At 43.7% G+C, this 24,407-nt stretch carries 20 protein-coding genes; 12 read left to right on the top strand and 8 right to left on the bottom strand.

What is annotated here, in order from left to right:
• Nucleotides 1-6: 6 nt before the first annotated feature.
• The 3 genes from leuC to MHN32_RS14240 all read left to right on the top strand — a co-directional run bounded on the left by leuC (nucleotide 7) and on the right by MHN32_RS14240 (nucleotide 2,687).
• Entirely contained in the window at nucleotides 7-1,410 is a 1,404-nt protein-coding gene (gene leuC / locus MHN32_RS14230) for a 3-isopropylmalate dehydratase large subunit (protein WP_174171030.1), read from the top strand.
• Nucleotides 1,407-2,006, top strand: coding sequence for a 3-isopropylmalate dehydratase small subunit (gene leuD / locus MHN32_RS14235; RefSeq protein ID WP_010604312.1), 600 nt, complete (start codon nucleotides 1,407-1,409; stop codon nucleotides 2,004-2,006). Before leuC ends, leuD begins: the two co-directional genes overlap by 4 nt.
• Nucleotides 2,007-2,093: 87 nt before the next feature.
• Complete coding sequence (locus MHN32_RS14240; RefSeq protein WP_239422159.1) at nucleotides 2,094-2,687, top strand: hypothetical protein; 594 nt, start codon at nucleotides 2,094-2,096, stop codon at nucleotides 2,685-2,687.
• Nucleotides 2,688-2,898: 211 nt separating this feature from the next.
• Here the strand turns inward: MHN32_RS14240 and MHN32_RS14245 are convergent, their stop codons facing one another.
• A complete protein-coding gene (locus tag MHN32_RS14245; protein ID WP_239422160.1) occupies nucleotides 2,899-3,273 on the bottom strand; it encodes a hypothetical protein in 375 nt (124 codons plus the stop codon).
• Between the two features lie 54 nt (nucleotides 3,274-3,327).
• Here MHN32_RS14245 and MHN32_RS14250 point away from each other — a divergent pair, with 54 nt between their 5' ends.
• On the top strand, nucleotides 3,328-3,777 hold the full coding sequence (locus tag MHN32_RS14250) for a TerB family tellurite resistance protein (RefSeq protein WP_010604315.1): 450 nt from the start codon (nucleotides 3,328-3,330) through the stop codon (nucleotides 3,775-3,777).
• Between the two features lie 9 nt (nucleotides 3,778-3,786).
• On the opposite strand, the gene MHN32_RS14255 is transcribed toward MHN32_RS14250, so the two are convergent.
• Nucleotides 3,787-4,299, bottom strand: a complete 513-nt coding sequence (locus MHN32_RS14255; protein ID WP_010604316.1) for a sigma-70 family RNA polymerase sigma factor — start codon at nucleotides 4,297-4,299, stop codon at nucleotides 3,787-3,789.
• Nucleotides 4,300-4,797: 498 nt separating this feature from the next.
• On the opposite strand from MHN32_RS14255, the gene MHN32_RS14260 reads away from it, so the two are divergent.
• The 7 genes from MHN32_RS14260 to MHN32_RS14290 all read left to right on the top strand — a co-directional run bounded on the left by MHN32_RS14260 (nucleotide 4,798) and on the right by MHN32_RS14290 (nucleotide 14,934).
• The gene (locus tag MHN32_RS14260; RefSeq protein ID WP_239422161.1) at nucleotides 4,798-5,478 is read left to right on the top strand and encodes a DNA-3-methyladenine glycosylase I; all 681 of its coding nucleotides are present in this window, start codon (nucleotides 4,798-4,800) and stop codon (nucleotides 5,476-5,478) included.
• Between the two features lie 23 nt (nucleotides 5,479-5,501).
• Nucleotides 5,502-6,923, top strand: coding sequence for a YdiU family protein (locus MHN32_RS14265; RefSeq protein WP_239422163.1), 1,422 nt, complete (start codon nucleotides 5,502-5,504; stop codon nucleotides 6,921-6,923).
• On the top strand, nucleotides 6,924-8,702 hold the full coding sequence (locus tag MHN32_RS14270; protein ID WP_211859019.1) for an ABC transporter ATP-binding protein: 1,779 nt from the start codon (nucleotides 6,924-6,926) through the stop codon (nucleotides 8,700-8,702).
• 151 nt (nucleotides 8,703-8,853) lie between these two features.
• Nucleotides 8,854-9,903 (top strand): OmpA family protein, encoded by a 1,050-nt coding sequence (locus MHN32_RS14275; protein WP_102055859.1) that lies wholly within the window; start codon nucleotides 8,854-8,856, stop codon nucleotides 9,901-9,903.
• Between the two features lie 310 nt (nucleotides 9,904-10,213).
• Nucleotides 10,214-12,811 carry a bifunctional aconitate hydratase 2/2-methylisocitrate dehydratase gene (gene acnB / locus MHN32_RS14280; protein WP_045989411.1) on the top strand — a complete coding sequence of 866 codons (2,598 nt, stop codon included), beginning with the start codon at nucleotides 10,214-10,216 and terminating at the stop codon, nucleotides 12,809-12,811.
• A 245-nt stretch (nucleotides 12,812-13,056) separates the two neighbouring features.
• Entirely contained in the window at nucleotides 13,057-13,689 is a 633-nt protein-coding gene (locus MHN32_RS14285; RefSeq protein WP_010604322.1) for a 2OG-Fe dioxygenase family protein, read from the top strand.
• Nucleotides 13,690-13,698: 9 nt separating this feature from the next.
• Nucleotides 13,699-14,934: a cysteine desulfurase-like protein gene (locus tag MHN32_RS14290; RefSeq protein WP_239422165.1), complete on the top strand. Its 1,236-nt coding sequence runs from the start codon at nucleotides 13,699-13,701 to the stop codon at nucleotides 14,932-14,934.
• Nucleotides 14,935-14,967: 33 nt separating this feature from the next.
• Here MHN32_RS14290 and MHN32_RS14295 read toward each other — a convergent pair whose 3' ends face one another.
• The 6 genes from MHN32_RS14295 to glnA all read right to left on the bottom strand — a co-directional run bounded on the left by MHN32_RS14295 (nucleotide 14,968) and on the right by glnA (nucleotide 21,286).
• On the bottom strand, nucleotides 14,968-15,429 hold the full coding sequence (locus tag MHN32_RS14295; RefSeq protein WP_010374445.1) for a cyclic nucleotide-binding domain-containing protein: 462 nt from the start codon (nucleotides 15,427-15,429) through the stop codon (nucleotides 14,968-14,970).
• A gap of 160 nt (nucleotides 15,430-15,589) precedes the next feature.
• Nucleotides 15,590-15,766, bottom strand: a complete 177-nt coding sequence (locus tag MHN32_RS14300) for a hypothetical protein (RefSeq protein ID WP_157757218.1) — start codon at nucleotides 15,764-15,766, stop codon at nucleotides 15,590-15,592.
• A gap of 316 nt (nucleotides 15,767-16,082) precedes the next feature.
• Nucleotides 16,083-17,480 carry a nitrogen regulation protein NR(I) gene (gene ntrC / locus MHN32_RS14305; RefSeq protein ID WP_010374447.1) on the bottom strand — a complete coding sequence of 466 codons (1,398 nt, stop codon included), beginning with the start codon at nucleotides 17,478-17,480 and terminating at the stop codon, nucleotides 16,083-16,085.
• Entirely contained in the window at nucleotides 17,477-18,559 is a 1,083-nt protein-coding gene (gene glnL, locus MHN32_RS14310; protein WP_102055862.1) for a nitrogen regulation protein NR(II), read from the bottom strand. Before glnL ends, ntrC begins: the two co-directional genes overlap by 4 nt.
• A 547-nt stretch (nucleotides 18,560-19,106) precedes the next feature.
• The gene (locus MHN32_RS14315) at nucleotides 19,107-19,613 is read right to left on the bottom strand and encodes a DUF4124 domain-containing protein (RefSeq protein WP_239422167.1); all 507 of its coding nucleotides are present in this window, start codon (nucleotides 19,611-19,613) and stop codon (nucleotides 19,107-19,109) included.
• Between the two features lie 266 nt (nucleotides 19,614-19,879).
• Nucleotides 19,880-21,286: a glutamate--ammonia ligase gene (gene glnA, locus MHN32_RS14320; RefSeq protein WP_010604329.1), complete on the bottom strand. Its 1,407-nt coding sequence runs from the start codon at nucleotides 21,284-21,286 to the stop codon at nucleotides 19,880-19,882.
• Between the two features lie 924 nt (nucleotides 21,287-22,210).
• Here glnA and MHN32_RS14325 point away from each other — a divergent pair.
• Entirely contained in the window at nucleotides 22,211-24,394 is a 2,184-nt protein-coding gene (locus MHN32_RS14325) for a penicillin acylase family protein (protein ID WP_158299088.1), read from the top strand.
• Nucleotides 24,395-24,407: the final 13 nt, after the last annotated feature.

Consider the following 24,407-nt stretch of genomic DNA (forward strand, 5'->3'; position numbering starts at 1 on the left):
GAGCAAGTGGCAAAAACATTATACGATAAAATTTGGCAATCCCATGTGGTTGCTAAATTAAACGAGCAAACCGATCTCTTGTACATTGACCGTCATCTAGTACACGAAGTCACTTCACCGCAGGCATTTGCGGGCTTAAGAGAGCAGAATCGTCCGGTAAGATGTCCGGAAAAAACCTTTGCGACAATGGATCATAATGTCTCGACCAAGAGCCGTTCGATTGATGCTGCCAGTGAGGTGAGCAAAAACCAGCTACAGGCGTTGGCACAAAACTGTGAAGAGTTCGGCATTGTACTTTACGATTTAAATTCGATTAACCAAGGCATAGTGCACGTAATGGGACCTGAGCAAGGGATCACTTTGCCGGGTACAACGATTGTATGTGGCGATAGCCATACCTCAACGCATGGTGCATTTGGTGCGCTGGCTCACGGTATTGGTACATCAGAGGTTGAACATGTGCTGGCCACGCAAACATTACAGCAGAAAAAAGCCAAATCGTTAAAAATTCAAGTGAATGGCGTCTTGCGTCCGACCGTGACTGCAAAAGACTTGATCCTCGCTGTGATTGGGCAATTAGGCACAGCTGGTGGCACTGGCTATGTGGCTGAGTTTTGTGGGACGGGGATCGAAGCGCTGTCGATGGAAGCGCGGATGACGCTGTGTAATATGAGTATTGAAATGGGGGCGAAAGCTGGCTTGATCGCACCTGACGAGAAAACCTTTGCGTATTTACGTGGTCGCCCATTTGCACCTCAAGGCGAAGACTTTGATGCTGCGGTGCACTACTGGAAAACCTTGCATAGCGACCCGGATGCTGAATTTGATCGTGTCGTGGAGCTGGATGCTGACAGTGTACAACCTCAAGTAACGTGGGGGACAAGTCCAGAGCAAGTCATTGGTATTAATGACTTAGTACCGAACCCTGACGATGAACCTAATTTAGTCAAAGCGGATGCGATGCGCAGCGCGTTGAAATATATGGGCCTCACAGCAGGACAAAGGCTAAGCGATGCCAAAGTCGACACCGTATTTATTGGCTCTTGCACCAATAGCCGTATTGAAGATTTGCGTGCGGCGGCACAACTGGTGGTGGGTAAGCACGTAGCGGCAGGCGTTGAAGCGCTAATCGTCCCAGGATCTGGATTAGTAAAGCAGCAAGCCGAACAAGAGGGCTTAGCCGATATTTTTAAAGCTGCGGGATTTGAGTGGCGAGAACCGGGCTGCTCTATGTGCTTGGCGATGAACGATGATCGGCTTGGCGCAGAAAAACGCTGTGCATCGACCTCAAACCGTAACTTTGAAGGGCGTCAAGGGCGAGGCGGTCGTACGCATTTGGTGAGTCCAGCAATGGCTGCCGCAGCGGCAATTGCTGGTCACTTTACTGATATTCGAGGAGAGGCGTCATGAGCGTGTTTCATCAGGGCCTAGTTGCGCCATTAGACAAAAACAATGTTGATACAGACCAAATTATTCCCAAGCAGTTTTTAACTTCAACCAGCCGCGATGGGTTTGATAAAGCGCTGTTTTATGATTGGCGCTATCTTGACGATGGCCAGCCAGATCCGAATTTTGTACTTAACTATCGACAATATCGGGGCGCGTCAATCTTGTTAACGCGTGACAACTTTGGTTGTGGCTCGTCTCGTGAGCATGCTCCTTGGGCACTAAAACAATATGGTTTTACCGTGATCCTAGCCGAGAGTTTTGCCGATATCTTTTTTAACAATTGTGGTAATAACCAAATGCTTTGCATTGCGTTACCAGCCAGCACGTTAGATACGCTCTTCGATGCATGTGAGCAACAATCACAAGTGCATTTGAGTATTGACCTAGAAGCGCAGCAGATAAGCGGAGCGGGTATTGCACCAATTGACTTTGAGGTGCGAGAAGACATCAAAGCACGCCTCTTGAGTGGCCTTGACTTTATCGGTGAGACCGAATTATTAAATGCCCAAATTGATGCCTTTGAGCAGCAGCTTGCTACGACAAGACCTTGGCAATAATAGCTGTTTACTCAATTTAGTCGAATAATTTTGCCACAAAGCCAGAAGCTGATTAAGCTCTGGCTTTATTTGTTTTAGGTGCCTCTAATGAAAAAATTAACTTTAGCGCTACTCGTAACCTTGAGCTGTGCAGCCTTCGCGCGTCCTGCCCCGCTGGTTTCCATCCCAAGCCATGATGCATTTTTTGACGCTATTAAAGCGCATTGTGGTAAAGCCTACGAAGGCAAAGTAACGGTGGATAATCAAGGCCCAAGCAGCTTTAGCGATGCGCGTCTTGTGATGCACGTTCGTAAATGTGGCGACGCTGAGCTTCAAGTCCCATTTCATGTAGGAAAAGATGCTTCAAGAACTTGGATCATCACCAAAACAGGGAGTGGTTTGAGCTTAAAGCACGATCACCGCCATGAAGATGGCAGTGACGATGTTTCTACTATGTATGGTGGTCATACCCTAGATGCGGGATTTAATACCGTGCAGTCGTTCCCTGCTGATGAATACTCAAAACAGTTATTTGTCCAGCAAGGGATCCCACAATCAATTGGAAATACATGGCAGATGTATATCTATCCAGAGCAGTTTACCTATCGTTTAGTGCGTGAAGGGCGAGAGTTCCGAGTGGACTTTGATTTAACAAAACCGGTAACCGCACCAAAAGCGCCTTGGGGATATAATACCAATTGAATTAATTCTCTAATCAATTTGAAGGGTGAAATATCATATTAGCTTCGTTAAAAATTTCTCATTTAGAACAACTAAATAGCAAAATTTTTGCCTTGCCACTAAAGCTATTTCCCCGCTTCAAGATAGATCATTTACTTAATACAACTGGTATAAAGACTATACCCAGAGCGGGTTACAGAAAAAGATTTATAGCGCTAACAAAAATGTTTGGCTATTTGGCCACACACTTTACGTCTACTGTTAAGTCATTCTGGTAAGGTCTTGGCTCTGATGGCATCTTATCAAAGCCTTGGACGCCACCGAGTAATGTCAATTGTGGGTTACTACCTTGGCATAAGCGTTTGGCATGGCGCAGCAAAAAAACGCTTTGTTGCCTAAAATGTGCATAACTATCTGGCTTAATTGCCAGTCGAAAGTGGTCATCGTTATACGTGGTTTGCTCATAATGTACTTTATGGTCAAAGTCATAAAGTTTTTCAGGTTCGCCTCTTGGAACCGGTGTGTATTGGCACGCTGAGAGCAATGTTACGCTTACAATTAGGGAACTTAGCTTTAATGAATTTAGTCTCAATGATAACTTACGCATAACCATCCTTTTAGTCTGCTACATTACTAGTATATCACATGGGAGTTTAGTCACTTGCTTAACCAACTTAAAAAACTATTTCAAAGTTTGCAGGAGTCGTCACCGAGACAAGAAATCGACTTTAATACCGCGCTTGCTGCATTACTGGTCGAAGTGATGCGAGCGGACGGCAAACTACAACAGTCGGAATTCGATAAAATTGCGGAGTTACTCAAAACACGTTGTGAATTGCCTGAACCACAAGTCAGTGCACTGATAACACAAGCGCAGCAATTGGTGGAACAGGCAGTAGATATGTATTCTTTTGCCAAGCAAGTGAACAATCACACCAGCGACATTGAGCGCATCGAGGTCATTGAGCTGTTGTGGCACGTTGCTTATGCTGATGGTGAGTTAGACAGTCATGAAGACCATATAATTCGGAAAATAGCCGGGCTGTTTTATGTTGCCCACCCTGATTTCATTGCTGCGAAGCTACGAGTACAACAATCAGCTAGTGTATAATCCTCTATTCTAGTGAGCTAAAAACTCCTTTTGGCAGCTGTGTACAGCCTCTTTTATCATAAAGTTAACCAAGGTTGGTGAGATTTTATAAAGCTTCGCAATTTCTTTTTGTTTGAATCGACCAGTACGATAAAAGCTAATGATATTTTGATGGCGAGTTGACAGTTTTTGGATTGTTGAGTCCATGCGTCTATCCAGTTGCGCCGACTCGACTTTGTTTTCGATATCTGAATCTGTGTCTGACATGTACTCTACATGCGTTGCCTCAAGGGCAACTAAGCTTTCTCGACTTTGCTTTCTAAGCATATCGATTGCAATATTCCTAGCCACTTGGAAGCAGAAACTCGTTGTGTTATTGATTTGCGCATTTTGTGTATGTGACATGCTGCTAAGACGGATAAAAGTGTCCTGTAACGCATCTTCGGCAAGATAGGGGCATTTTAAGATACTGTTGAGATACGCGAGTACCTTCCCTTTGTTGTCTGAAATAACGTTAGCCCACTTGATAGCAAACTTGGACACAGATCACACTCCTATGTTAATTATATTTTACCATTGCAAATGAAAACACTTATCATTTACTGTGCGATCTTATTTTCTGTTATGGGTTCATGTCAAGTTAAATTAATACTTTTACGCAATTTTTTGCACCATATATTAACATTCTATTGTCATTACAATTACTGAGAAAGTTGCTAGCAGATTACGGTCAACATGGGCTTTATCTCTGCAAGGTGAGCTTGGTGCTCTCTAACAATGGAAATGGTTAAGTTAACAAAATGAAAACTAACTGTGTGACTGTTCGTTAGGGAGCGGTAATCACAATGTGTTTTGTTGGGTGCTTGGAAAAAAGAGTCGGCTTTGAGCTGCTCTTAATATTGATGGTGTTGGTATGATGTTAAAGGGATATCTGTCTTGTATAAGAGCAACCTGAGCAATCTACTTTTATTAAAATTAACTCACACCGAAAAGTCAGATAAGTTACCCTGTATTTGATAACAATCAAACTCGGTCATGAGCATGAAAGTATTCGAAAAAATTTATCATAGAGCTGCCGAGCGCAAAGGCTCTGAGGCGGCGCTAAAAGCTAAGCTTAACCAACCATTGAGTGCCGAATCACTATTGGCATTAAGTGATGATCAATGGCTAGAAGAATTTACTCGCAAGATTTTCCAGAGCGGGTTTTATTGGGCGGTGGTTGATAATAAGTGGGATGGCTTTAGAGAAGTATTTTGGCAATTCTCAATTGAGAAGTTGCTTATGATGTCACCTGAAATGTATGAGCAACGTAGTCAGGATGAACGGATCATTCGTAATGCTGAAAAGGTAAAAAGTATCGCTGACAATTGTCATATGATTTTTGAAGTGCAACAACAGTATGGTCGCTTTAGTGATTTCGTCGCACATTGGCCTGAAGACAATATCGTAGGTCTGTGGCTGTACTTGAAAAAGCATGGTTCGAGACTCGGTGGGAATACCGGGCCTTACGCACTTCGTGTGTTAGGTAAAGATACGTTTTTACTGAGTAAAGACGTCGAAACGGTGCTACGTGCCGAGGAGATCATAGACGGAGGCTTACAAAGTCAGAAGTCACTGCAATCGGCGCAGCAGTTTTTCAATGAAATGCGTCAATATAGCGGGCTTAGCTTACAAGAGTTAAGCCAAATTGTGTCAATGAGTGTTGGTGATAATATTCGCTAGGCGCTAAAAATAGAGATGATCGCATGGTATTTTTTCAGCCCTATCAGGGTTCTGCTCTGCTCTTTAAGGAGCAACCAGCAAGATTTAATCAGCCCACATTACTACTATCTAATACGCCGTTGCTAGTTAAGCTTGAGCTAAAGGAATACGACACCACAGCGCTTGCTGAGCTGTTAAGTGGTCAGCGCCCTTTAGGCAATATTGAACCTACGAGCTTAGCCTACAGTGGTCATCAGTTTGGGCAATTTAACCCGTTACTTGGTGATGGCCGAGCGCATTTAATTGGCGGGGTGAAGCTCGATGACGGACGTCAATACGACCTGCATTTGAAAGGCTCTGGAGCGACGCGATTTTCTCGAGGTGGTGATGGCTTTTGTGCGCTAGGACCTGCGGTACGTGAGTTTATAATGAGCCAAGCTATGGTTGGCTTGGGGGTTCCAACTACGGAATGCCTAGCTGTTGTAACCACTGGACACCATGTTTATCGTCAAGGTGAAGTACCTGGTGCAGTTGTATGTCGTGTGGCAAAAAGTCATATCCGCATCGGTACCTTGCAATATCTGGCTACACAGCAAGATAAAGATGAGCTATGGAGCCTACTTAACTTGCTGGGCGAGCAATTATTTGAGGGATTTAAAGTTGAGACCGAACAGGATGTACTCGAATTGTTTCGTGAAGTGTGTGAGCAGTTGGTGGACTTAGTTGTCGAGTGGATGCGGGTTGGCTTTATTCATGGCGTGATGAATACCGACAATATTTTACTCAGTGGTGAAACGATAGACTTTGGCCCTTGTGCAATGATGGAAAAGTTTGATTTTAACGCCGTGTTTAGCTCTATCGACCGCCAAGGCCGCTATGCGTTTGGTAATCAGCCAAACATCATGAATTGGAACTGTGCGCGACTTGCCGAGGCCTTATTGGTGCTATGGCAGGATGAACAAGCGGGAATTGAAGCGTTTAGTCAAATTTTGGCGGAGTTTTCTGAATCGTTTAATCGCAAGTACAAAGATATGTGGGCGGCTAAGCTTGGTATTGATGAATGGAGCGACGCAGACGACATTCTACTTAGTGACTTACTCAAGTTGATGACGGAGCACGAACTAGACTTTACCAATACCTTTGCGGCACTAACTAATAGCTTGCTTGGTCATCCAAACAAAGCTTTACCCGTGCCAACGGAGTTGGAGAGCTGGCAGCGACAATGGGCGCAAAGGCGTGCTCACGATGACATTGCGACTAACTTGATGAGTCAAGCTAACCCGATACTTATCCCCCGTAATGCGTTGGTGGAGGCTGAGATTGCGCTGTTTAATCAGCAAGGCATGAGTCAAACGCTAGAGGATTGGCTAACTGCGTTGACGTCGCCCTATGATTACAAAGATTATCCTGAATCGTGGACCAGCGCGTCTACACCGGCCCACTATCAAACTTTTTGTGGAACCTAAATGGCAGAACAGCAGCTTTCTTGGCAAGAAATTAAACGTAAAGTCCTTGAGCACAAACGGCCACTTATTAAGGCGCATATCATCGCCTTGTTTGCCGCGTTGGTGAGTGTCCCTATCCCTTTGATGATGCCGTTGCTGGTCGATGAAGTCTTACTAGACACACCAGGTAGAGCAGTCGCTTGGATGAACTCTGTATTGCCCGAGCAATGGCATGGCCCCAGTGGCTATATCGTGGTTATTTTGTTGGCTGTAATAACCATGCGTTTGGCCAGCTTGGTGTTAGGGGTGATGCAGTCACGCCAGTTTACTATTATTGGCAAGGACATTAGTTATCAAATCCGTGAGCGCTTACTTACGCATTTACCTAAAGTTCAACTGAAGGAGTACGAAAGCCAAGGCGGTGCAGCAATTAGTTCTCGCTGTATTACCGATGTGGAAACCTTGGATAAATTTATCAGTCAAACCTTGTCACGCTTTTTAATCGGTTTACTCACAATCATTGGCACCGCGGCGATTTTGCTTTGGATTGATTGGATGTTGGGGCTGGTGATCTTGTTGCTCAATCCGGCGGTCATCTATTTTTCTCGGCAGTTTGGCAAACATGTTAAAGAGCTGAAAAAGGAAGAGAATGCTGCATTTGAGGCACTACAAACTTCACTAGTCGAGACGCTAGATGCTATTTCTCAACTAAAAGCCGTTCGTCGAGAGGGTAACTACTTTGCACAAGTTAAAGTTGCCGCCAAAGATCTTAAACATTACGCGGTGCAGTCACAATGGAAAACGGATGCCGTTAACCGCTTAAGCTTTACCGTGTTTTTGGTGGGGTTCGAGTTTTTCCGTGCTGTCGCTATGTTTATGGTGGTGTTTTCTGATTTAACGGTCGGCCAGATATTTGCAGTATTTGGTTACCTTTGGTTCATGATGGGGCCTGTACAGGAAATTCTTGGTATTCAATATGCGTACTATGGTGCCTCGGCGGCGCTTAGCAGATTAAATCAGGTTTTTAATTTTGCGACAGAAGCACAATATCCCGCTACGAAAACCGTCTTTGATTCATCTCAGGTTGATATCAAATTTGCCAATATAGACTTCGCTTACGTTGCAGAGCAACCCGTGCTCAAGCAGGTGTCTTTGCATATTCCAGCAGGGAAGAAAGTAGCGTTAGTAGCGGTGTCTGGAGGTGGTAAATCTACTTTGGTGCAATTGCTTTTGGGATTGTATGAAAAGCAAAGTGGCGAGATTCATATAAATGACACGCCAGTAGAGCAAATTGGTTACGAAGCAGTGCGAGATAATATAGTGACCGTATTGCAGCAGCCGATACTCTTTAATACCAGCATCCGTGAAAATCTAGCAATGGGACGAGAGGTATCTGACCAAGTGCTGTGGCAGGCACTCCGAGTTGCAGAGCTAGCTGATACCGTACTTGCTCTGGCTGACAAATTAGATGCGCAAGTTGGTCGCAATGGGATTAAATTGTCCGGAGGACAGAAGCAAAGGTTAGCCATTGCTAGAATGGTTGTTGCCGATCCTAAAGTGGTGGTGCTGGATGAAGCAACCTCGGCACTTGATATTGAGACTGAGGCAAAAATTCATCGCAATTTGCAAGCGTTTTTGGCTGATAGAACGACTTTGATTATTGCACATCGACTGAGCGCAATAAAACAAGCCGACTTAATTTATGTTTTAGATGATGGTGAAGTGTCCCAGTATGGAGAACATAAGGATTTGTTAAAGGAACAAGGTCTGTATCAAATCCTATTTGGTCATCAAAATTAATTCATAAATAGCAAAAATTCCTTATGTAACGTTAAGTAAACATTAATGGACGAGCTAATATTATCTATGCAACGTAATCAGTAGACGCATTTTCTGGTAGACTATCCGAGTCAATACTCAATGCGTTAACTAACAGAGATGGGAAGGAATGATGAAAATTAAAACTTTGAGCTTACTAGTTGCGATGGCAGTAACAGCCAATGCAAATGCAAACACCACTGAACCTACTGAAGGTGTATATCTTGGTGTATTCGGTGATTACTATGATGCTGACTGGCAAAATCACCGTGATATGGCTGGCTTAGACGTAGAAGAGTCTACTGGTTGGGGTGCTGAAATCGGCTACCGTTTTGATAAATATTGGAGTGGTCGTCTTGAGTATGCAGACATGGATTTTGATCTTGGTGGGATCAGCAATGGTTCACTAGACGCAGAGCGTTATGGTATCGATGGTTTATATCACTTTGATGGTGGCCCATTCTATGGTCTAGTGGGTATCAAAAAGATGAATCTGGACGTCATTTCAGATAACACTTTTGCTAACGTTGGTGCTGGTGTTCGTCACTACTTCACCGATCACTTGTTCGTGAATGCAGAAGCGGCAGTTTACCAAGGCTTAGAAGCAGGTTTTACTGATGTTGGCGGTAAAATTGGTATCAACTACTCATTCGGTAGCACGGCTAAAACGGAAGAAGTTGCACCTGCTCCGGCACCTGTAGTTGCAGAAGCACCACAAGACAGTGATAAAGACGGTGTAGTGGACAGCGAAGATAAATGTGCCAATACACCAATGACCGATGCTGTTGATGCGTCAGGTTGTACTCTATATGAAACGAATGAAGACAAAGTAAATCTACTTGTTCGTTTCCCGCACGATGATGCTTCTTTCTCACAGCAATATGTTGATGATATCAACGCGGTTGCTAAGTTCTTAAAAGAACATAAAAATGCAGATGTAGTGATTGAAGGTCACGCATCAGCAGTAGGTGATGCGGATTATAACCAAAAGCTTTCTGAGCGCCGCGCGAAAAACGTTGCTGAGAAACTCGTAGATATGGGTATTGATTCAATGCGTATTACCACAGTAGGCTACGGTGAAGAGCGTTTGAAAAACCCAGCTAATACGCTTGAAGCGCATGCTGAAAACCGTCGCGTAGAAGCGCACGTTTCTTCTAAAGAGAAAGTAAAAGTTAAGCGTTAATTTTTACTTAACTTATGCAAAAAGGCTCCTTCGGGAGCCTTTTTTAATCCCACCAAGCGTACCTTTTCGCAAAATTAAAATGATTCTCGTTTGACTAATATTCATCAAAATATACTTGTTTCGGTATGCTTATTCATTGTATTTATAGTGACTATAAGGCGAGGTATCGCATGCAAGATTTTCATCTATACTCAAAGACCTTATAATTGTTCATTATATTTTATGGTCAAGGGAATGGTTCAGCCGATTGCATCAATAATCGCAGCCAGATCATTTACTTGTCTGTCCACGTCACCAAGAGGGCAATATTGTGCTTCAAGAATATCGTAAACACGTAGAAGAGCGTGCCGCGCAAGGTATCGTGCCTAAGCCGTTAGACGCGCAGCAAACTGCTGACCTTATCGAATTACTAAAAACTCCACCTGCAGGTGAAGAAGAGTTCATCGTTGATCTATTTATCAATCGTGTACCGCCAGGTGTAGATGATGCCGCTTACGTAAAAGCAGGCTTTTTGGCTGCAGTAGCGAAAGGCGAAGCTGAATCACCACTCATTTCAAAAGAGTATGCAGCTGAACTACTTGGCACTATGCTTGGTGGTTACAACATCGCGCCTATGATCGACCTACTAGACGACGCAGCACTTGCACCTATCGTTGCTAAGGGTTTATCTCATACACTACTGATGTTTGACGCATTCTACGATGTAGAAGAAAAAGCAAAAGCAGGCAATGAGTTTGCTAAGCAAGTGATTGAGTCATGGGCAAATGCAGAATGGTTTCTTGAGAAGCCAGCCGTTGCAGACAAGATTTCAGTGACTGTATTCAAAGTAACGGGTGAGACAAATACAGATGACTTGTCTCCAGCACCAGATGCTTGGTCTCGTCCAGATATCCCATTACACGCACTGGCTATGCTTAAAAACGAGCGTGACGGTATCAACCCTGATAAGCCAGGTGAAGTAGGTCCAATTGCACAACTGGAAGCGCTTAATGGTAAAGGTTTACCGCTAGCGTACGTAGGTGACGTTGTTGGTACAGGCTCATCTCGTAAATCTGCAACTAACTCCGTACTTTGGTTCATGGGTGATGACATTCCATTCGTACCAAACAAGCGCGTTGGCGGTGTGTGTCTAGGTGGTAAAATTGCGCCAATCTTCTTCAATACCATGGAAGATTCAGGTGCACTACCGATTGAGCTTCCAGTTGACGAACTAAATATGGGCGACCAAATCGACATCTTCCCATACGAAGGTGTGGTTAAGCGTCACGGTACTGACGAAGTTATCTCAACGTTCTCACTGAAATCAGACGTAATTCTTGATGAAGTGCGTGCTGGTGGCCGTATTCCATTGATCATCGGTCGTGGTCTAACTGATAAAGCTCGTGCTTCACTAGGCCTAGAAGCTGAAGATATCTTCCGTAAGCCTAAGTTAGTGGCTGATTCTGGTAAAGGCTTTACGCTTGCACAGAAGATGGTTGGTAAAGCATGTAACATGGCAGGTGTACGCCCAGGTCAATACTGTGAGCCAACAATGACAACAGTAGGTTCTCAGGATACTACGGGTCCAATGACGCGTGATGAGCTTAAAGATCTTGCTTGTCTTGGCTTCTCTGCTGACCTTACAATGCAGTCATTCTGTCATACCTCAGCTTATCCTAAGCCAATCGATGTAAACACACACCACACACTTCCTGATTTCATCATGAACCGTGGCGGTGTATCACTACGCCCTGGTGACGGTGTTATCCACTCATGGCTAAACCGTATGCTACTTCCAGATACAGTAGGTACAGGTGGTGACTCACATACTCGTTTCCCGTTAGGTATTTCATTCCCAGCCGGTTCAGGTGCAGTAGCGTTTGCAGCAGCAACGGGCGTAATGCCGTTGGATATGCCTGAGTCAATCCTTGTTCGTTTTAAAGGTGAAATGCAGCCGGGTATCACATTACGTGACCTAGTACACGCTATCCCTTACTATGCAATCCAGCAAGGTCTATTGACGGTTGAGAAAAAAGGTAAGATCAACGAATTCTCTGGTCGCATCCTTGAAATCGAAGGTGTTGAGCATTTAACGGTTGAGCAAGCGTTCGAGCTATCTGACGCATCTGCAGAGCGTAGTGCGGCAGGTTGTACTGTTAAGCTTTCACAAGCGTCTATCGAAGAGTACCTAAACTCTAATATCGTGATGCTTAAGTGGATGATCTCTGAAGGCTATGGTGATGTACGCACCATTGAGCGTCGTATCACTAAGATGGAAGAGTGGCTAGCGAATCCTGAGCTAATGACTGCTGACGCGGATGCAGAATACGCGCACACCATTGAGATTGATCTTGCTGATATCAAAGAGCCAATCCTTTGTGCACCAAATGACCCTGATGACGCTCGTCTACTTTCAGCGGTAACTGGTGAGAAGATCGACGAAGTATTCATCGGCTCGTGTATGACTAACATCGGTCACTTCCGTGCAGCTGGTAAACTACTGGATAATTTCGGTGGTCGTCTACCAACGCAACTATGGGTTGCTCCACCAACGAAGATGGACCGCGATCAGTTAACTGACGAAGGTTACTACGGTATTTACGGTCGTGTAGGTGCACGTATCGAAACTCCTGGATGTTCACTATGTATGGGTAACCAGGCACGTGTTGCTGATAAAGCAACGGTTGTTTCTACCTCGACTCGTAACTTCCCTAACCGTTTAGGTACAGGTGCAAACGTATTCCTTGCATCAGCAGAGCTTGCAGCGGTAGCTGCTATTCTTGGTAAACTACCAACACCTGCTGAATATCAAGAGTATGCAGAGAAGATCAATGCAACGGCTGCGGACACATACCGTTACTTGAACTTCCATAAGATGCCTCAGTACACTAAAAAGGCAGACTCAGTGATTATTCAACAAGCGGTTTAATTACTCGCTCTAGAATACATTGAAAGAAAAAAGCCAGCGCATGCTGGCTTTTTTTATGCACATAAAGCACTCAATTTAAATGGTGTTATCAAGCATTATTTTAAATCTAGATAAGTAATCTATTAAAGTGGCTATAAGTGGGTTTTTATTGCGTTTTGCTTGTTAAAATCCCGTTTTTTTAAACAGTAATTTTCTCTGGTTTTATTAGAATTGTCGGCAAATTCTCATCAATGGGCGAGAGGATCATGACAACAGTAAACAACCAGAATTTATTACAACTACGCTTTTTACCGCAGTCACATATCGACGCAGTTAAGCCTTTCTTCAATCAACTCCCAGATAACCCTTATGCCGATGGTGCATTCAGAAAGCGCCGCTATTCAGTGGTTAAATTCACTGACGGTGAAGTGACATTGCAGCCGACTAAGGCTTTCGTGCAAGACGATTCAATTAATACTTTCCAAGGTAATATTGAGCGTGTTTACGAAAACCTTGAGCAGGACATGTTAAACACCGATGGCTTTAAGCATATGCTTGCTGAATTTAAAGCCATGACGGGAATTGCAGACGATACCAGCATAGAAGTGCATCAGTTTCGCATGTTAGCGATTGAAAGCGATACCCCTCCTGCGCCAGAAGGTGTGCACCAAGATGGCTTTGACCATGTCTGTGTCTGCGGTGTTTCTCACGAAAATATTGCTGGTGGCGAGCTATTGGTTTATGAGCACAAAGAAGCTGAGCCCTGTTTCAAAATGGAAATCAAAGATGGTTTATTTGCACTGGTGAATGACCGTGAAGTGTGGCATAACGCAACACCGATGAACAAGCTAGATGCCGAGCAAGTCGGTTACCTAGACTGCTTCGTATTTACAGCCTAAGAGGGTAGTATGGATTTAAATCAAGTGCGTCGTCAGTTCCCTGCGCTTATGCAAAGTATTGGTGGAGCCGCGCCAATTTTCCTTGATGGTCCGGGTGGCTCTCAAGTACCGCAATCCGTATTGAGCGCGATGTCTGCTTACCTTGGTTATTTTAACTCTAACTTAGGTGGTGCATTTTTCTCGAGCGATAAGACCGTCAGTTTGATGAGTGAAGCGCGCCAAGCGGTTGCGGACTTACTCAATGCGCCAAGTGCAGATCAAATTGTATTTGGTGCCAACATGACTAGCTTAACCTTTAGCTTTAGCCGTGCGCTATCTCGCGAATGGCAAGCAGGTGATGAAGTTATTGTGACCAATGCCGATCACTATTCAAACGTTTCTTCATGGCGTCAAGCTGCCGAAGATAAAGGTGCGACGGTACATGCGGTGCGTATTAATGAAACCGATTGCACGCTTGATCTTGCGCATTTTGAATCACTACTAAATGCCAAGACTAAGTTAGTTGCGGTGACGTATGCATCGAATACAACGGGCTCAATCAACGATATCAAACGCATTGTGGAGCTTGCGCACCAAGTTGGTGCATTGGTATATGTTGATGCTGTGCATTATGCACCTCATGAGCTAATCGATGTACAAGGTTTGGATTGCGACTTCCTTGCGTGCTCTGCTTATAAGTTCTTTGGTCCGCATGTGGGCATTGTTTATGGTAAGTGTGAGCATTTAGAAGGTTTTACGCCGTATAAGGTGGAGCCGGCAAAAGACATTATCCCAGGCCGCTGGGAAACTGGTACGCAGAGTTTCGAAGGACTAGCGGGTGTTGTTGCGGCGATTGACTACATTGCTTCACTTAGCGAGATGAGTGTAGATGCACCACGCCGTGAGAAACTGGTTGAGGCGTTTGCACGCACAAAAGCGCATGAGATGCAGCTTAGCCAGCACTTCTTAACGCGTTTAGCCGAATTTAAAAAGATTAAACTTTTTGGTATCGAGTCACGTGAGCGACTCGCTGAGCGTACACCAACGTTTGCTTTGACATTTGATGGCATCGAGCCACGTACCGTGTCGGAATTCTTAGGTAAAAAGCACATGTGCGTATGGGATGGTAATTTCTACGCCCAAGGGCTTTGCGAGCAGCTAGGGGTGATGGATAAAGGTGGGGTTGTTCGCATCGGTTGTATGCATTACAACACCATAGAAGAACTAGATAGCTTGTTTGATGCATTCAGTGAGTTGTTAGCATAATACAAAGTGGGAGCTACGGCTCCCACTGCTCATTTAGGTTTCTTGCCCTTCAATAAATGCATTGAGCTTAGCAATGCGATGGCTCATACCTTCAATGAGTTTATCTTTGATTTTTTCCCGGATCACATTGGGCAAGCGTGTTAATGCATCTGGGGTTATCGCCAATATGATGCTGTCTTTTAACGCTTGTGCGCTAGTGCTGCGTTCTCGGTTAGTGATAAATGCACCTTCACCTAAAAACTCTCCAGGACCAACTTTACCTAAATCATGGGCCGCATCTTGTTTAAAAATCAAAAACTCACCGCTTAATACAATATACAGGCGATTGTCTTTTTCAAAGCGTTTGAAAGCATGACGCTCTTGTTGCACCAGATATAAGTGACCAAAAGACTCAAGCAACACCTGGCGCTCGGCAAGCGTAAACTCTTTAAAAAAAGCTAAGCGATTGATGATCTCTAGTTGTTTAAACAGTGGGACATTTTCAAGCAGTTTCACAGGCTTACATAAGTTAGTACATTGTCTTTATTAAATAGTGGCGACTTTTTTTGATTAGAGCAATGATTTTTTATTGTCGCTTACACCAATCTACTCGATTATGTCGCCAACTATCTATGTGGATTGGTATATAACGATAAGCGACATGAGTTAAATCATTCTAGCAAGCGGGATCGTACGGTGAAGTAGGGCATGTCATCCCCTGATAGCTGATACAGCCTTTATTGTGTGGTGAGGTAACATCATAACCACCAGCTGCTTGCGGTGTAAGCTCATTTGCTAGCTTCTTGCTGTTAGATAGGTGTTTTAGTGGTTTTTTATTCAATGTAATTTTCATAGCGATTCCTTTACAAAATGTAAGTTATACCAGTTGTATTAAGTAAATGATCTATCTTGAAGCGGGAAAATAGCTTTAGTAGCAAGGCAAAAATTTTGCTATTTAGTTGTTCTAAATAAGAAATTTTTAACGAAGCTAATATGCTATTTCACCCTTCAAATTGATTAGAGAATTAATTCAATTGGTATTATGCCGAGTAACAAGATACGGCATAGTCCAAGCTACTGGTTATTTGTGTGATTTTCAATCAGATATTATTCATTTTGGGAACTGGAGTAGTGGGGGAAAAGCTGAGTCATAATACTCAGCTTGTCGTCTAATCTTGAATATTTCTCTCTTTTAGCTTTCTGGTCAACGTATTGCGTCCCCAACCTATCTTTAACGCCGCATCTTGTTTATGGCCATGGCAGGCATTGAGTGCGGATTTGATCAGCCGTGTTTCTAATTGTGCCTGTACATCGGGCCAAATATGGTCTTTTCCTTTACGTAACTCTGAGTCTAACCAAGTTTGGAATGCGTCCAGCCAATTGCCATGCTCTAAGGCGTCAATCTGTTGTGGTTTTTCTAGCTCTTCGGGCAGATCCGCTGGGGTGACAAGCTCGCCCGGCGCCATTACCGTTAACCAACGGCAGGTGTTTTCCAATTGTCTAACGTTGCCAGGCCAATGATACGCTTGCATTTTTTGCAGAGCATGTTTGGAGATAATTTTTGGCTCGGCTTTTAGCTCTTTGGCGCTTTTTGCAAGAAAGTGATCGCACAGGGCGGCGATATCTTCAGGGCGTTCACGTAAGGCTGGTAGTTTTAACCTGACGACATTGAGGCGGTGAAATAAGTCTTCACGGAATTTACCTTGCTTGACCAGTGTCTCTAAGTCTTGATGGGTAGCCGCGACGATACGGACATCGACTTTCACACTGTTGTGGCCACCAACCCGATAAAACTCACCATCGGCGAGTACGCGCAATAGCCGAGTCTGCACGTCCAGTGGCATATCACCGATTTCATCTAAAAATAGGGTGCCGCCATCGGCTTGCTCAAAGCGGCCACGGCGCATGCTGTCAGCGCCAGTAAAAGCGCCTTTTTCATGGCCGAACAACTCAGACTCGACGAGATCTTTGGGAATGGCGGCCATATTGAGCGCGATAAAAGAAGCCTCTTTGCGCGGGCTGTGATTGTGCAGTGCGCCTGCCACAAGCTCTTTACCCGTTCCAGATTCGCCGTTAATCAATACACTCATGCTTGAAGCGGAAAGTTTACCGATGGCGCGGAACACTTCCTGCATCGCTGGGGCTTCACCAATAATGTCGGGGCTATTGGCTTTTTCACTTTGGCGCTTTTGCTTTTTAGTTTGCTGGCCTGCACGAAATGCACGTTGCACAAGGGAAACGGCCTCGTTTAAGTCGAAAGGTTTGGCGAGATATTCAAACGCCCCTTTTTTAAATGCGTTGACCGCAGAGTCCAAGTCCGAGTGCGCGGTCATAATGATCACCGGCAAGTTTGGGTAGAGCCCTGCAATTTTATCTAACAAGGCCATGCCATCGATACCTGGCATACGTACATCTGAGATCAGCACCGCGGGTTGCTCATATTCAAGCGCGGTCAATACATCTTGACCACTGGCGAAGCTCTCGGTTTCAAACTCAGCTCGCTTTAATGCCTTTTCTAAAACAAATCGGATTGAAGCGTCATCATCGACTAACCAAACTGATTTCATTGCACGTTTCCTGTTTCGGTGTTGTCAAAGGGAAGGTAGATACTGAACTCAGTGTGTCCTGGCCAACTATCGCATTCGATAAATCCTTGGTGTTGCTCTACCAAAGTTTGCGCGATAGAGAGCCCAAGTCCAGAGCCTCCTTCTTTATTCGTGATCATCGGAAAGAACAATGTCTCTTTTACCTCATCGGCGATCCCTGGACCGTTGTCGCTGATACGGATGAGTAATGCTTTTTTCAATAGTCGCTCACCATGATGAAGACGGTGTTTAATGCGCGTTGTTATGGTGATCGTACCGTCATGCTGTAGCGCTTGTTGAGCATTGCGTAGCATATTCAGCAGAACCTGCTGAATTTTGGCTTGATCTATCACGATAGCCGGAATACTGGGATCATAATCTTTTACCAAGGTGATATCGGCATCGCGCTCCAAGGTGGTTAACTTTATCACCGATTCTAACGCCTGATGGATATTACACGGCTCTTTTTGTGGTAACTGATTGGGTCCAAGCAATCTATCTACCAACTCGCGCAATCTATCTGCTTGCTCAATAATGAGCGTGGCACATTCTTCCCGTTCTTGTTGATCAGTTTCGTACTGCAATAATTGCGCCGCACCGCGGATCCCACCAAGTGGATTTTTTATTTCATGAGCAAGACCACGAATGAGATTTCGAGCTGCTTGAAATTGGTGCATTTGATTGGATGCTTGGTCATAACGCAGGGCATCATCAACACGGCGACATTCCACTAAAATGAACGCCTCTTCTGCAAGGTAAACTCGTCTGGCATGCAGACTTAGTGTCGCAACACGATTATCTACAAATACCACGTCTACCCTGTGTTGCTGGCAGTCTACACCATCTTGTAGCACGTATTTAGAGAGCCGTGGCAAGTCTATATGATGATGATTAAACACACTATCAATCGCCAGTCCAACAAGCCGTTTAGTGCTGAGTCCCAGTAGTTCACTACTGCTGTAATTGGCATAGTGGATCATTAAATTTTGATCGAGCACTAAAATCGCGGTTGAGAGAGATTGCCAAACTTTATCCAAGTCAATCGAGTTATGTTGATCCATATATGTTCACCGTGCACCAATGTGGTGCAATGAGAATAGCATAGCTTTGCATCCATTGGATTAAATTATTACCTGAGCTCAGAAACTAGGGGTTTTCGAACTCGTATCCTAAACTTGGTATTAATAAAGCATGCCAACTTTAAGGTGCCCACATTATTAATGCTTTGTGTCAAAAAATACATTTAGCTTGTGCTTGCGGGGGGAGCCTTTTTGTCACGTTCTGCATGAGTGGTTGTGACTTTCAAGGCGCTAGGAATGTTACCGAGTATACGGGTTGCTTTCCTCCTCACACCGCTAATTTACATCGGGCTACGAATGGCGAGAAAACCACCCTTACAGGCGTAATGCGGGTCGTTCAACCTAACTGGCGAGATAAATATCTACTGCAAACAAAGGCTGAAGTCTACTATCAAATCCAGGTGGGTGAGCAAAGGTTGTGGATTGAACACAATGAAATGTCGAGTTTGGCCTCCTCAATAGCAGGAGGGATGAGTATGGTGTGTTTGCAACTACTGGTTAAAAGTCAGTGTAGGTAAGCAATATCGCTCTAATTATTCACGGTATTGCGGTGCAAAAAGAACTTATGAGCATCGCTTTGGGCGACTAATATACCTTTTTGATTAAACACTTTCATAACCAAAGAGTGCTCGCCACGATTGATACCACGCAAAGAAAACTGAGTATTACTTTGTTTTGGCCCTGTGGCTGTTCCGTTGAGAAAGAGTTGCACGCTTAAACCTTGGGTAAATCTTGGTTCTATGGTGCCAGTTACGTATACACTGCCACTATTATCACGGATTGTTTGCTCATGCTCAGGAGAAGTGATTTTAGCTGTATATTGAATCGTTGGTGTTGTATCCGTTTGTTCGAGAATTTTAGTATCAACACTTGGCATGGTTAAAGCGCTGGCGTTGAGTTTGACTTCTTTTGAACCTGGTTGCGGTACATCCGAATAGACCCAATGGCCGTTTTTGTCTTTCCAGCGATAGATTTTTGGATTGGACTCTGCTGCAGCATCAATGCTTGTTAGGGTTAGCGTCATGCTAACCGACATTATAAGAAACCACTGACGCACCACAACTCTCCACAGTAAACTACTGTTCATACTTTAGTATAGTGTTGTTGGAATTGCGAGTTACAAATGAGTAACTCCGAGAATAAATTTATTCGAGATATTTAATTTAACCTTTTGAATTAAATTAAAAAAGCCCGTAATTACGGGCTTGAGAACACATATGATTAAGAGTGCCAGAAACGCATAATGAGTTTTGGCTCTACAAGCTCAATACCGCGGTACTGAGCGTAGTAGTCTGTTAGCGATTAAACGCTGTAGTACATTTCGAACTCAACTGGGTGAGTTGTCATGTTTAATTTTTCAACTTCTTTCGACTTAAGTGTGATGTACGCATCGATTAGGTCGTCAGTGAATACGCCACCTTGAGTTAAGAACTCACGGTCAGCATCTAGAGAAGCAAGCGCTTCGTCAAGTGATGCTGCAACTGTTGGGATTTCTGCTGCTTCTTCCGCTGGTAGGTCGTACAAATCTTTGTCCATTGCATCGCCAGGGTGGATCTTGTTGCGGATACCGTCAAGACCAGCCATCAACTGCGCTGCGAAAGCTAGGTATGGGTTAGCCGCAGGATCTGGGAAGCGTACTTCGATACGACGACCCTTTTCTGATGGGATCACCGGGATACGGATTGATGCTGAGCGGTTACGTGCTGAGTATGCAAGCATAACTGGCGCTTCAAACCCTGGTACTAGACGCTTATAAGAGTTTGTTGCTGGGTTAGTGAATGCATTGATTGCTTTAGCATGCTTAATGATACCACCAATGTAGTAAAGCGCTTCTTCAGATAGACCGCCGTACTTGTCGCCTGCGAAGATGTTCTTGCCGTCTTTAGCAAGTGATTGGTGGCAATGCATGCCTGAACCGTTATCACCAACGATTGGCTTAGGCATAAAGGTTGCTGTTTTACCGTATAGGTGAGCCATGTTGTGGATAACGTACTTCATCTCTTGGATTTCGTCTGCTTTAGTTACCATAGTATTAAAGCGAGTCGCAATCTCATTTTGACCAGCAGTTGCTACTTCGTGGTGGTGCGCTTCAACAACGTGGCCCATCTCTTCAAGTACTAAACAAGTAGCTGCACGCCAATCATTGGACGAATCTACCGGTGCTACTGGGAAGTAACCACCTTTTACGCCAGGACGGTGACCTGTGTTACCACCTTCGTAGTCTTTGTCTGAGTTCCAAGCCGCTTCTTCAGCATCAATTTTGTACATTGAGCCAGACATGTCAGTTTTAAATTTAACATCGTCAAACAAGAAAAACTCTGGCTCAGGACCGAATAATACGGTGTCTGCAATACCCGTTGAACGCATGAACTCTTCAGCGCGTTTAGCTACTGAACGTGGGTCACGCTCGTAACCTTGGTGTGTGTTTGGTTCAACCACGTCACAACGGACGATAAGGGTTGTTTCTTCTGCGAATGGGTCTAGCTTAGCACTTTCTGCGTCAGGCATAAGTACCATGTCAGATTCGTTGATGCCTTTCCAACCAGCGATAGATGAGCCATCAAACATTTTGCCGTCTTCAAAGAAGTCTTCATCGGCTTGATGATGCGGGATCGATACGTGTTGTTCTTTACCTTTTGTATCTGTGAAACGTAAGTCAACAAATTTTACGTCGTGCTCTTTAATAAAATCTAAAACCGATTGTGACATGTGTCCTCCGACTCGTTGGGTTATTTTTTGCTGCAATGTACTGCAATTGCACCTTGATAAGCGTTAATCGTGCCAATTGTTTAACTGTTTGATTTTTAGTAATTTATTTAAATTCACTGATCTGTGAACGGATGTTTTGCACTAAATTGGTGCGTAAGTGTTCCATGGTGGTGCGTAATATTTTTCCTGACAACGACACTTTCCATTTCTGTTGTAGTTGATATTGATTAAATGCTCAAGGTATCAAGATATCGAATAGCTAAAAATTGCTCGAGTATATTCAGTTGTCTGCACTAATGGTGGTCTGGTATTGAGCAGAAAATTGAAATTAATTTCTAAATTTATAGAAAAAATACATTCTAAATATTGCATATAAAGCACCTTTCTTTAGGTATTTAATCGAAACTTTTCTTTGCTCATTAACTGCTTCTTAGATTAATTTTTACATCTTTTGTTTATATACGCTAACACCAAAGAGCCCGCATTTTATAGGCGACTTTTTGTTCACCATTTATTTGTCTGTATTTGGGTGAATGATACTGCATGTGAGGAAGTTGTATGTACATTATGCAATTTTGTATTTCTCAATTGTGTCCTGTGTGTTAATTGTGTTAATTGAGTTAATTTTTGTTTTGTTTTTTGTGTTGATCAGTTTCATTTTTTGGGTACTATGTACCTGATATTAATAAGTTGAGTCTAATGTTAAAGGGGCTACTTGATGCACTCTAATAGGCTAAATTTTCGTTTGTTACTGTTGATATGCAAGGAAGAAGTAAGGTGTTTTCTCGAGAGTCATTAGCATTAAGATTTGTTATTTTAGTATTTATTCCCCTCCTTATAATCATCTCTTATTTTTACTTAGACGAGAGAGAAACTTTACCTCTGGATAATATCACATTAAGCGATAGCGCTTTGAGTAACAAAGTGAGTATCTCTAGAGATAAATACGGAGTTCCAAATATAAGCGCGAAAAGTGATCATGATGCTTTTTTCGCTATGGGATATGTTCAAGCTCAAGATCGGCTTTGGCAAATGGAGTTACAGCGCCGACTAATTAAAGGTACTTTGAGTGAGGTCTTTGGAGCATCAACAATTGAGCGTGATAAATATATGCGTACTTTGGGGCTTGCTGATGCTGCAAAAGAGGCGCTAAAAAGTTTAGGGAAGCGGGAAAAAGGCATCTTAGTTGCCTTCTCTGAAGGAGTGAATGCGTATATCAGAGATTCTGAAAACCTACCAATTGAGTTTAGGGTTTTTGGTGTCGTTGCTTCAAATTGGTCTCCTGAAGATTCATTAATGGTAGGTAAGCTACTTTCTTACTCTCTGAGTTTTGCTGCTAATTATGAACGCGCCAGAGTACAAGCTGCCGCTAAATTACCAGTGGACTATTTACACTCAATCTATCCAGAGCTTAATGATCAGCAATCTTTATCAGAGGATATATCACGTGTCGCTAAATTGGATGAGACGTTAAGCCAGTTAGCGAGTATCGAAGAAGCTTTATTGCTAGAGCATGGGATTGGAGGCAAATTTGCCGGGAGTAACGCTTGGGCAATTTCTGGGGAGTTAAGTGCTTCGGGCGATGCGATGTTGGCGAATGATCCTCATCTCTCTTTCCAAATGCCTTCATTATGGTATCGAGCGTCTTTGTTAGGCGGCGAAGTAAACGCATCAGGTATGACCATTCCAGGATTGCCTGTAATTGTATTTGGACATAATGCTCATATTGCTTGGGGCGGTACTAACATGCCCGCGGATACGCAAGATTTGGTCATAGTGGACCTTAATCGAGGAGGGAATTCTGCAGGAGAGAAAATTGTTCAAAGGGTAGAGGAGATCGCGGTTAAGGCTGACTTCCCAGCTCAATTTAGAAAAGCCCCAGAGACTATAAAACATACGGTTGCACAATCAAAATATGGGCCTATTCTAGATTATAGTGCTGGCGCGTCTCATGGGTATGCACTGAGATGGACAGCTTTAAATGACAGTGATACTTCTATTTCTGCCTTGATCGACCTGAATTATGCTTCTAATTGGGAAGAGTTCAGGAATGCGCTCCAGCTTCTTATCACGCCGACAATCAATTTTGTTTATGCAGATCGCCTAGGCAATATAGGCCTCAATAGCGCGGGTAAAGTTCCGCTTCGCAAAAAACATTCTGGAGCCATACCTGTTAATCAGTATGAGTTTGAATGGACTGGGTACATTCCTTGGGAAAGTATGCCAACGGAATTCAACCCTAAAAAAGGCTATATCATTAATGCCAACCAAAAACATGTCTCTGAGGATTATCCTTACTTCATTTCTATGGACTGGGCTCCTTCATATAGAGCGGAACGTATAGCATCTCTTATAGAAGGTGAGTTAAAGCGAGGACACAAACTTTCCATCGATACTTTCCGGAGTATTCAAGGTGATGTACTTGACTTAGGGGCGATAGATCTACTCAACCTTCTTAGAAATGACTATCCAAATCTGAAGCCTTTACTTGGTGAGCTACTACATTGGGACGGAGATTATAAATCTGACCCTGACGTTGGTGCTATATACCAAGTCATGATCAGAAATTTAAAAGTCAAATTATTCCATTCACAAAGTCTTGCTACACAATTTGGTGGCGGGCTAACCGCATCTAGTCTAACCGACAAACAGTTATTGCTCGCCTTACAAGACCATGAATTATGGTGTTCTGACACTTCAGAAAAATGTACAGATGAAATTAGGGATTCCTATCAAGCGACTTTAGTTGAACTTGAGCGTAAGTTTGGCGCTAGGCCGTGGTCATGGGGAGAGCTTGCGCCGAGAACTTTCGCGCATCAACCCTTTAGTGAAGCGGACTTTTCGAGACGAATTTTTGAGCGGCAGATCACTGGAGCTGGTTCATTAGATACCGTGAATGCCGCCGGTTATCGGTTTGATAGTGCTGATGGATATGAGCAGATATTTGGTGCTGGGTTTCGCCAAATTATGGTGTCGAGTAAGCAGGAAGGGTTTAAGTCTTGGTACATCAATTCAACGGGTCAGTCCGGCAATATCATGAGCCCACACTATGATGACATGATCGACTTATATGAAAGTAATCAATTAGTTACTGAAACACCGCAATAAATATAATAATTAA

The organism is Pseudoalteromonas sp. Of11M-6, assembly GCF_022347905.1.
Taxonomy (GTDB): Bacteria; Pseudomonadota; Gammaproteobacteria; order Enterobacterales; family Alteromonadaceae; genus Pseudoalteromonas.

What these genes read in the sequence shown, in the direction of transcription:
- leuD (WP_010604312.1), top strand. Translation starts at nt 1,407, where the DNA reads ATGAGCGTGTTTCATCAGGGCCTAGTTGCGCCATTAGACAAAAACAAT.
- MHN32_RS14245 (WP_239422160.1), bottom strand. Translation starts at nt 3,273, where the DNA reads ATGCGTAAGTTATCATTGAGACTAAATTCATTAAAGCTAAGTTCCCTA.
- MHN32_RS14270 (WP_211859019.1), top strand. Translation starts at nt 6,924, where the DNA reads ATGGCAGAACAGCAGCTTTCTTGGCAAGAAATTAAACGTAAAGTCCTT.
- glnL (WP_102055862.1), bottom strand. Translation starts at nt 18,559, where the DNA reads ATGGATCAACATAACTCGATTGACTTGGATAAAGTTTGGCAATCTCTC.
- MHN32_RS14285 (WP_010604322.1), top strand. Translation starts at nt 13,057, where the DNA reads ATGACAACAGTAAACAACCAGAATTTATTACAACTACGCTTTTTACCG.
- MHN32_RS14290 (WP_239422165.1), top strand. Translation starts at nt 13,699, where the DNA reads ATGGATTTAAATCAAGTGCGTCGTCAGTTCCCTGCGCTTATGCAAAGT.
- MHN32_RS14265 (WP_239422163.1), top strand. Translation starts at nt 5,502, where the DNA reads ATGGTATTTTTTCAGCCCTATCAGGGTTCTGCTCTGCTCTTTAAGGAG.
- MHN32_RS14300 (WP_157757218.1), bottom strand. Translation starts at nt 15,766, where the DNA reads ATGAAAATTACATTGAATAAAAAACCACTAAAACACCTATCTAACAGC.
- MHN32_RS14240 (WP_239422159.1), top strand. Translation starts at nt 2,094, where the DNA reads ATGAAAAAATTAACTTTAGCGCTACTCGTAACCTTGAGCTGTGCAGCC.
- ntrC (WP_010374447.1), bottom strand. Translation starts at nt 17,480, where the DNA reads ATGAAATCAGTTTGGTTAGTCGATGATGACGCTTCAATCCGATTTGTT.
- MHN32_RS14315 (WP_239422167.1), bottom strand. Translation starts at nt 19,613, where the DNA reads ATGTCGGTTAGCATGACGCTAACCCTAACAAGCATTGATGCTGCAGCA.
- MHN32_RS14275 (WP_102055859.1), top strand. Translation starts at nt 8,854, where the DNA reads ATGAAAATTAAAACTTTGAGCTTACTAGTTGCGATGGCAGTAACAGCC.
- glnA (WP_010604329.1), bottom strand. Translation starts at nt 21,286, where the DNA reads ATGTCACAATCGGTTTTAGATTTTATTAAAGAGCACGACGTAAAATTT.
- MHN32_RS14260 (WP_239422161.1), top strand. Translation starts at nt 4,798, where the DNA reads ATGAAAGTATTCGAAAAAATTTATCATAGAGCTGCCGAGCGCAAAGGC.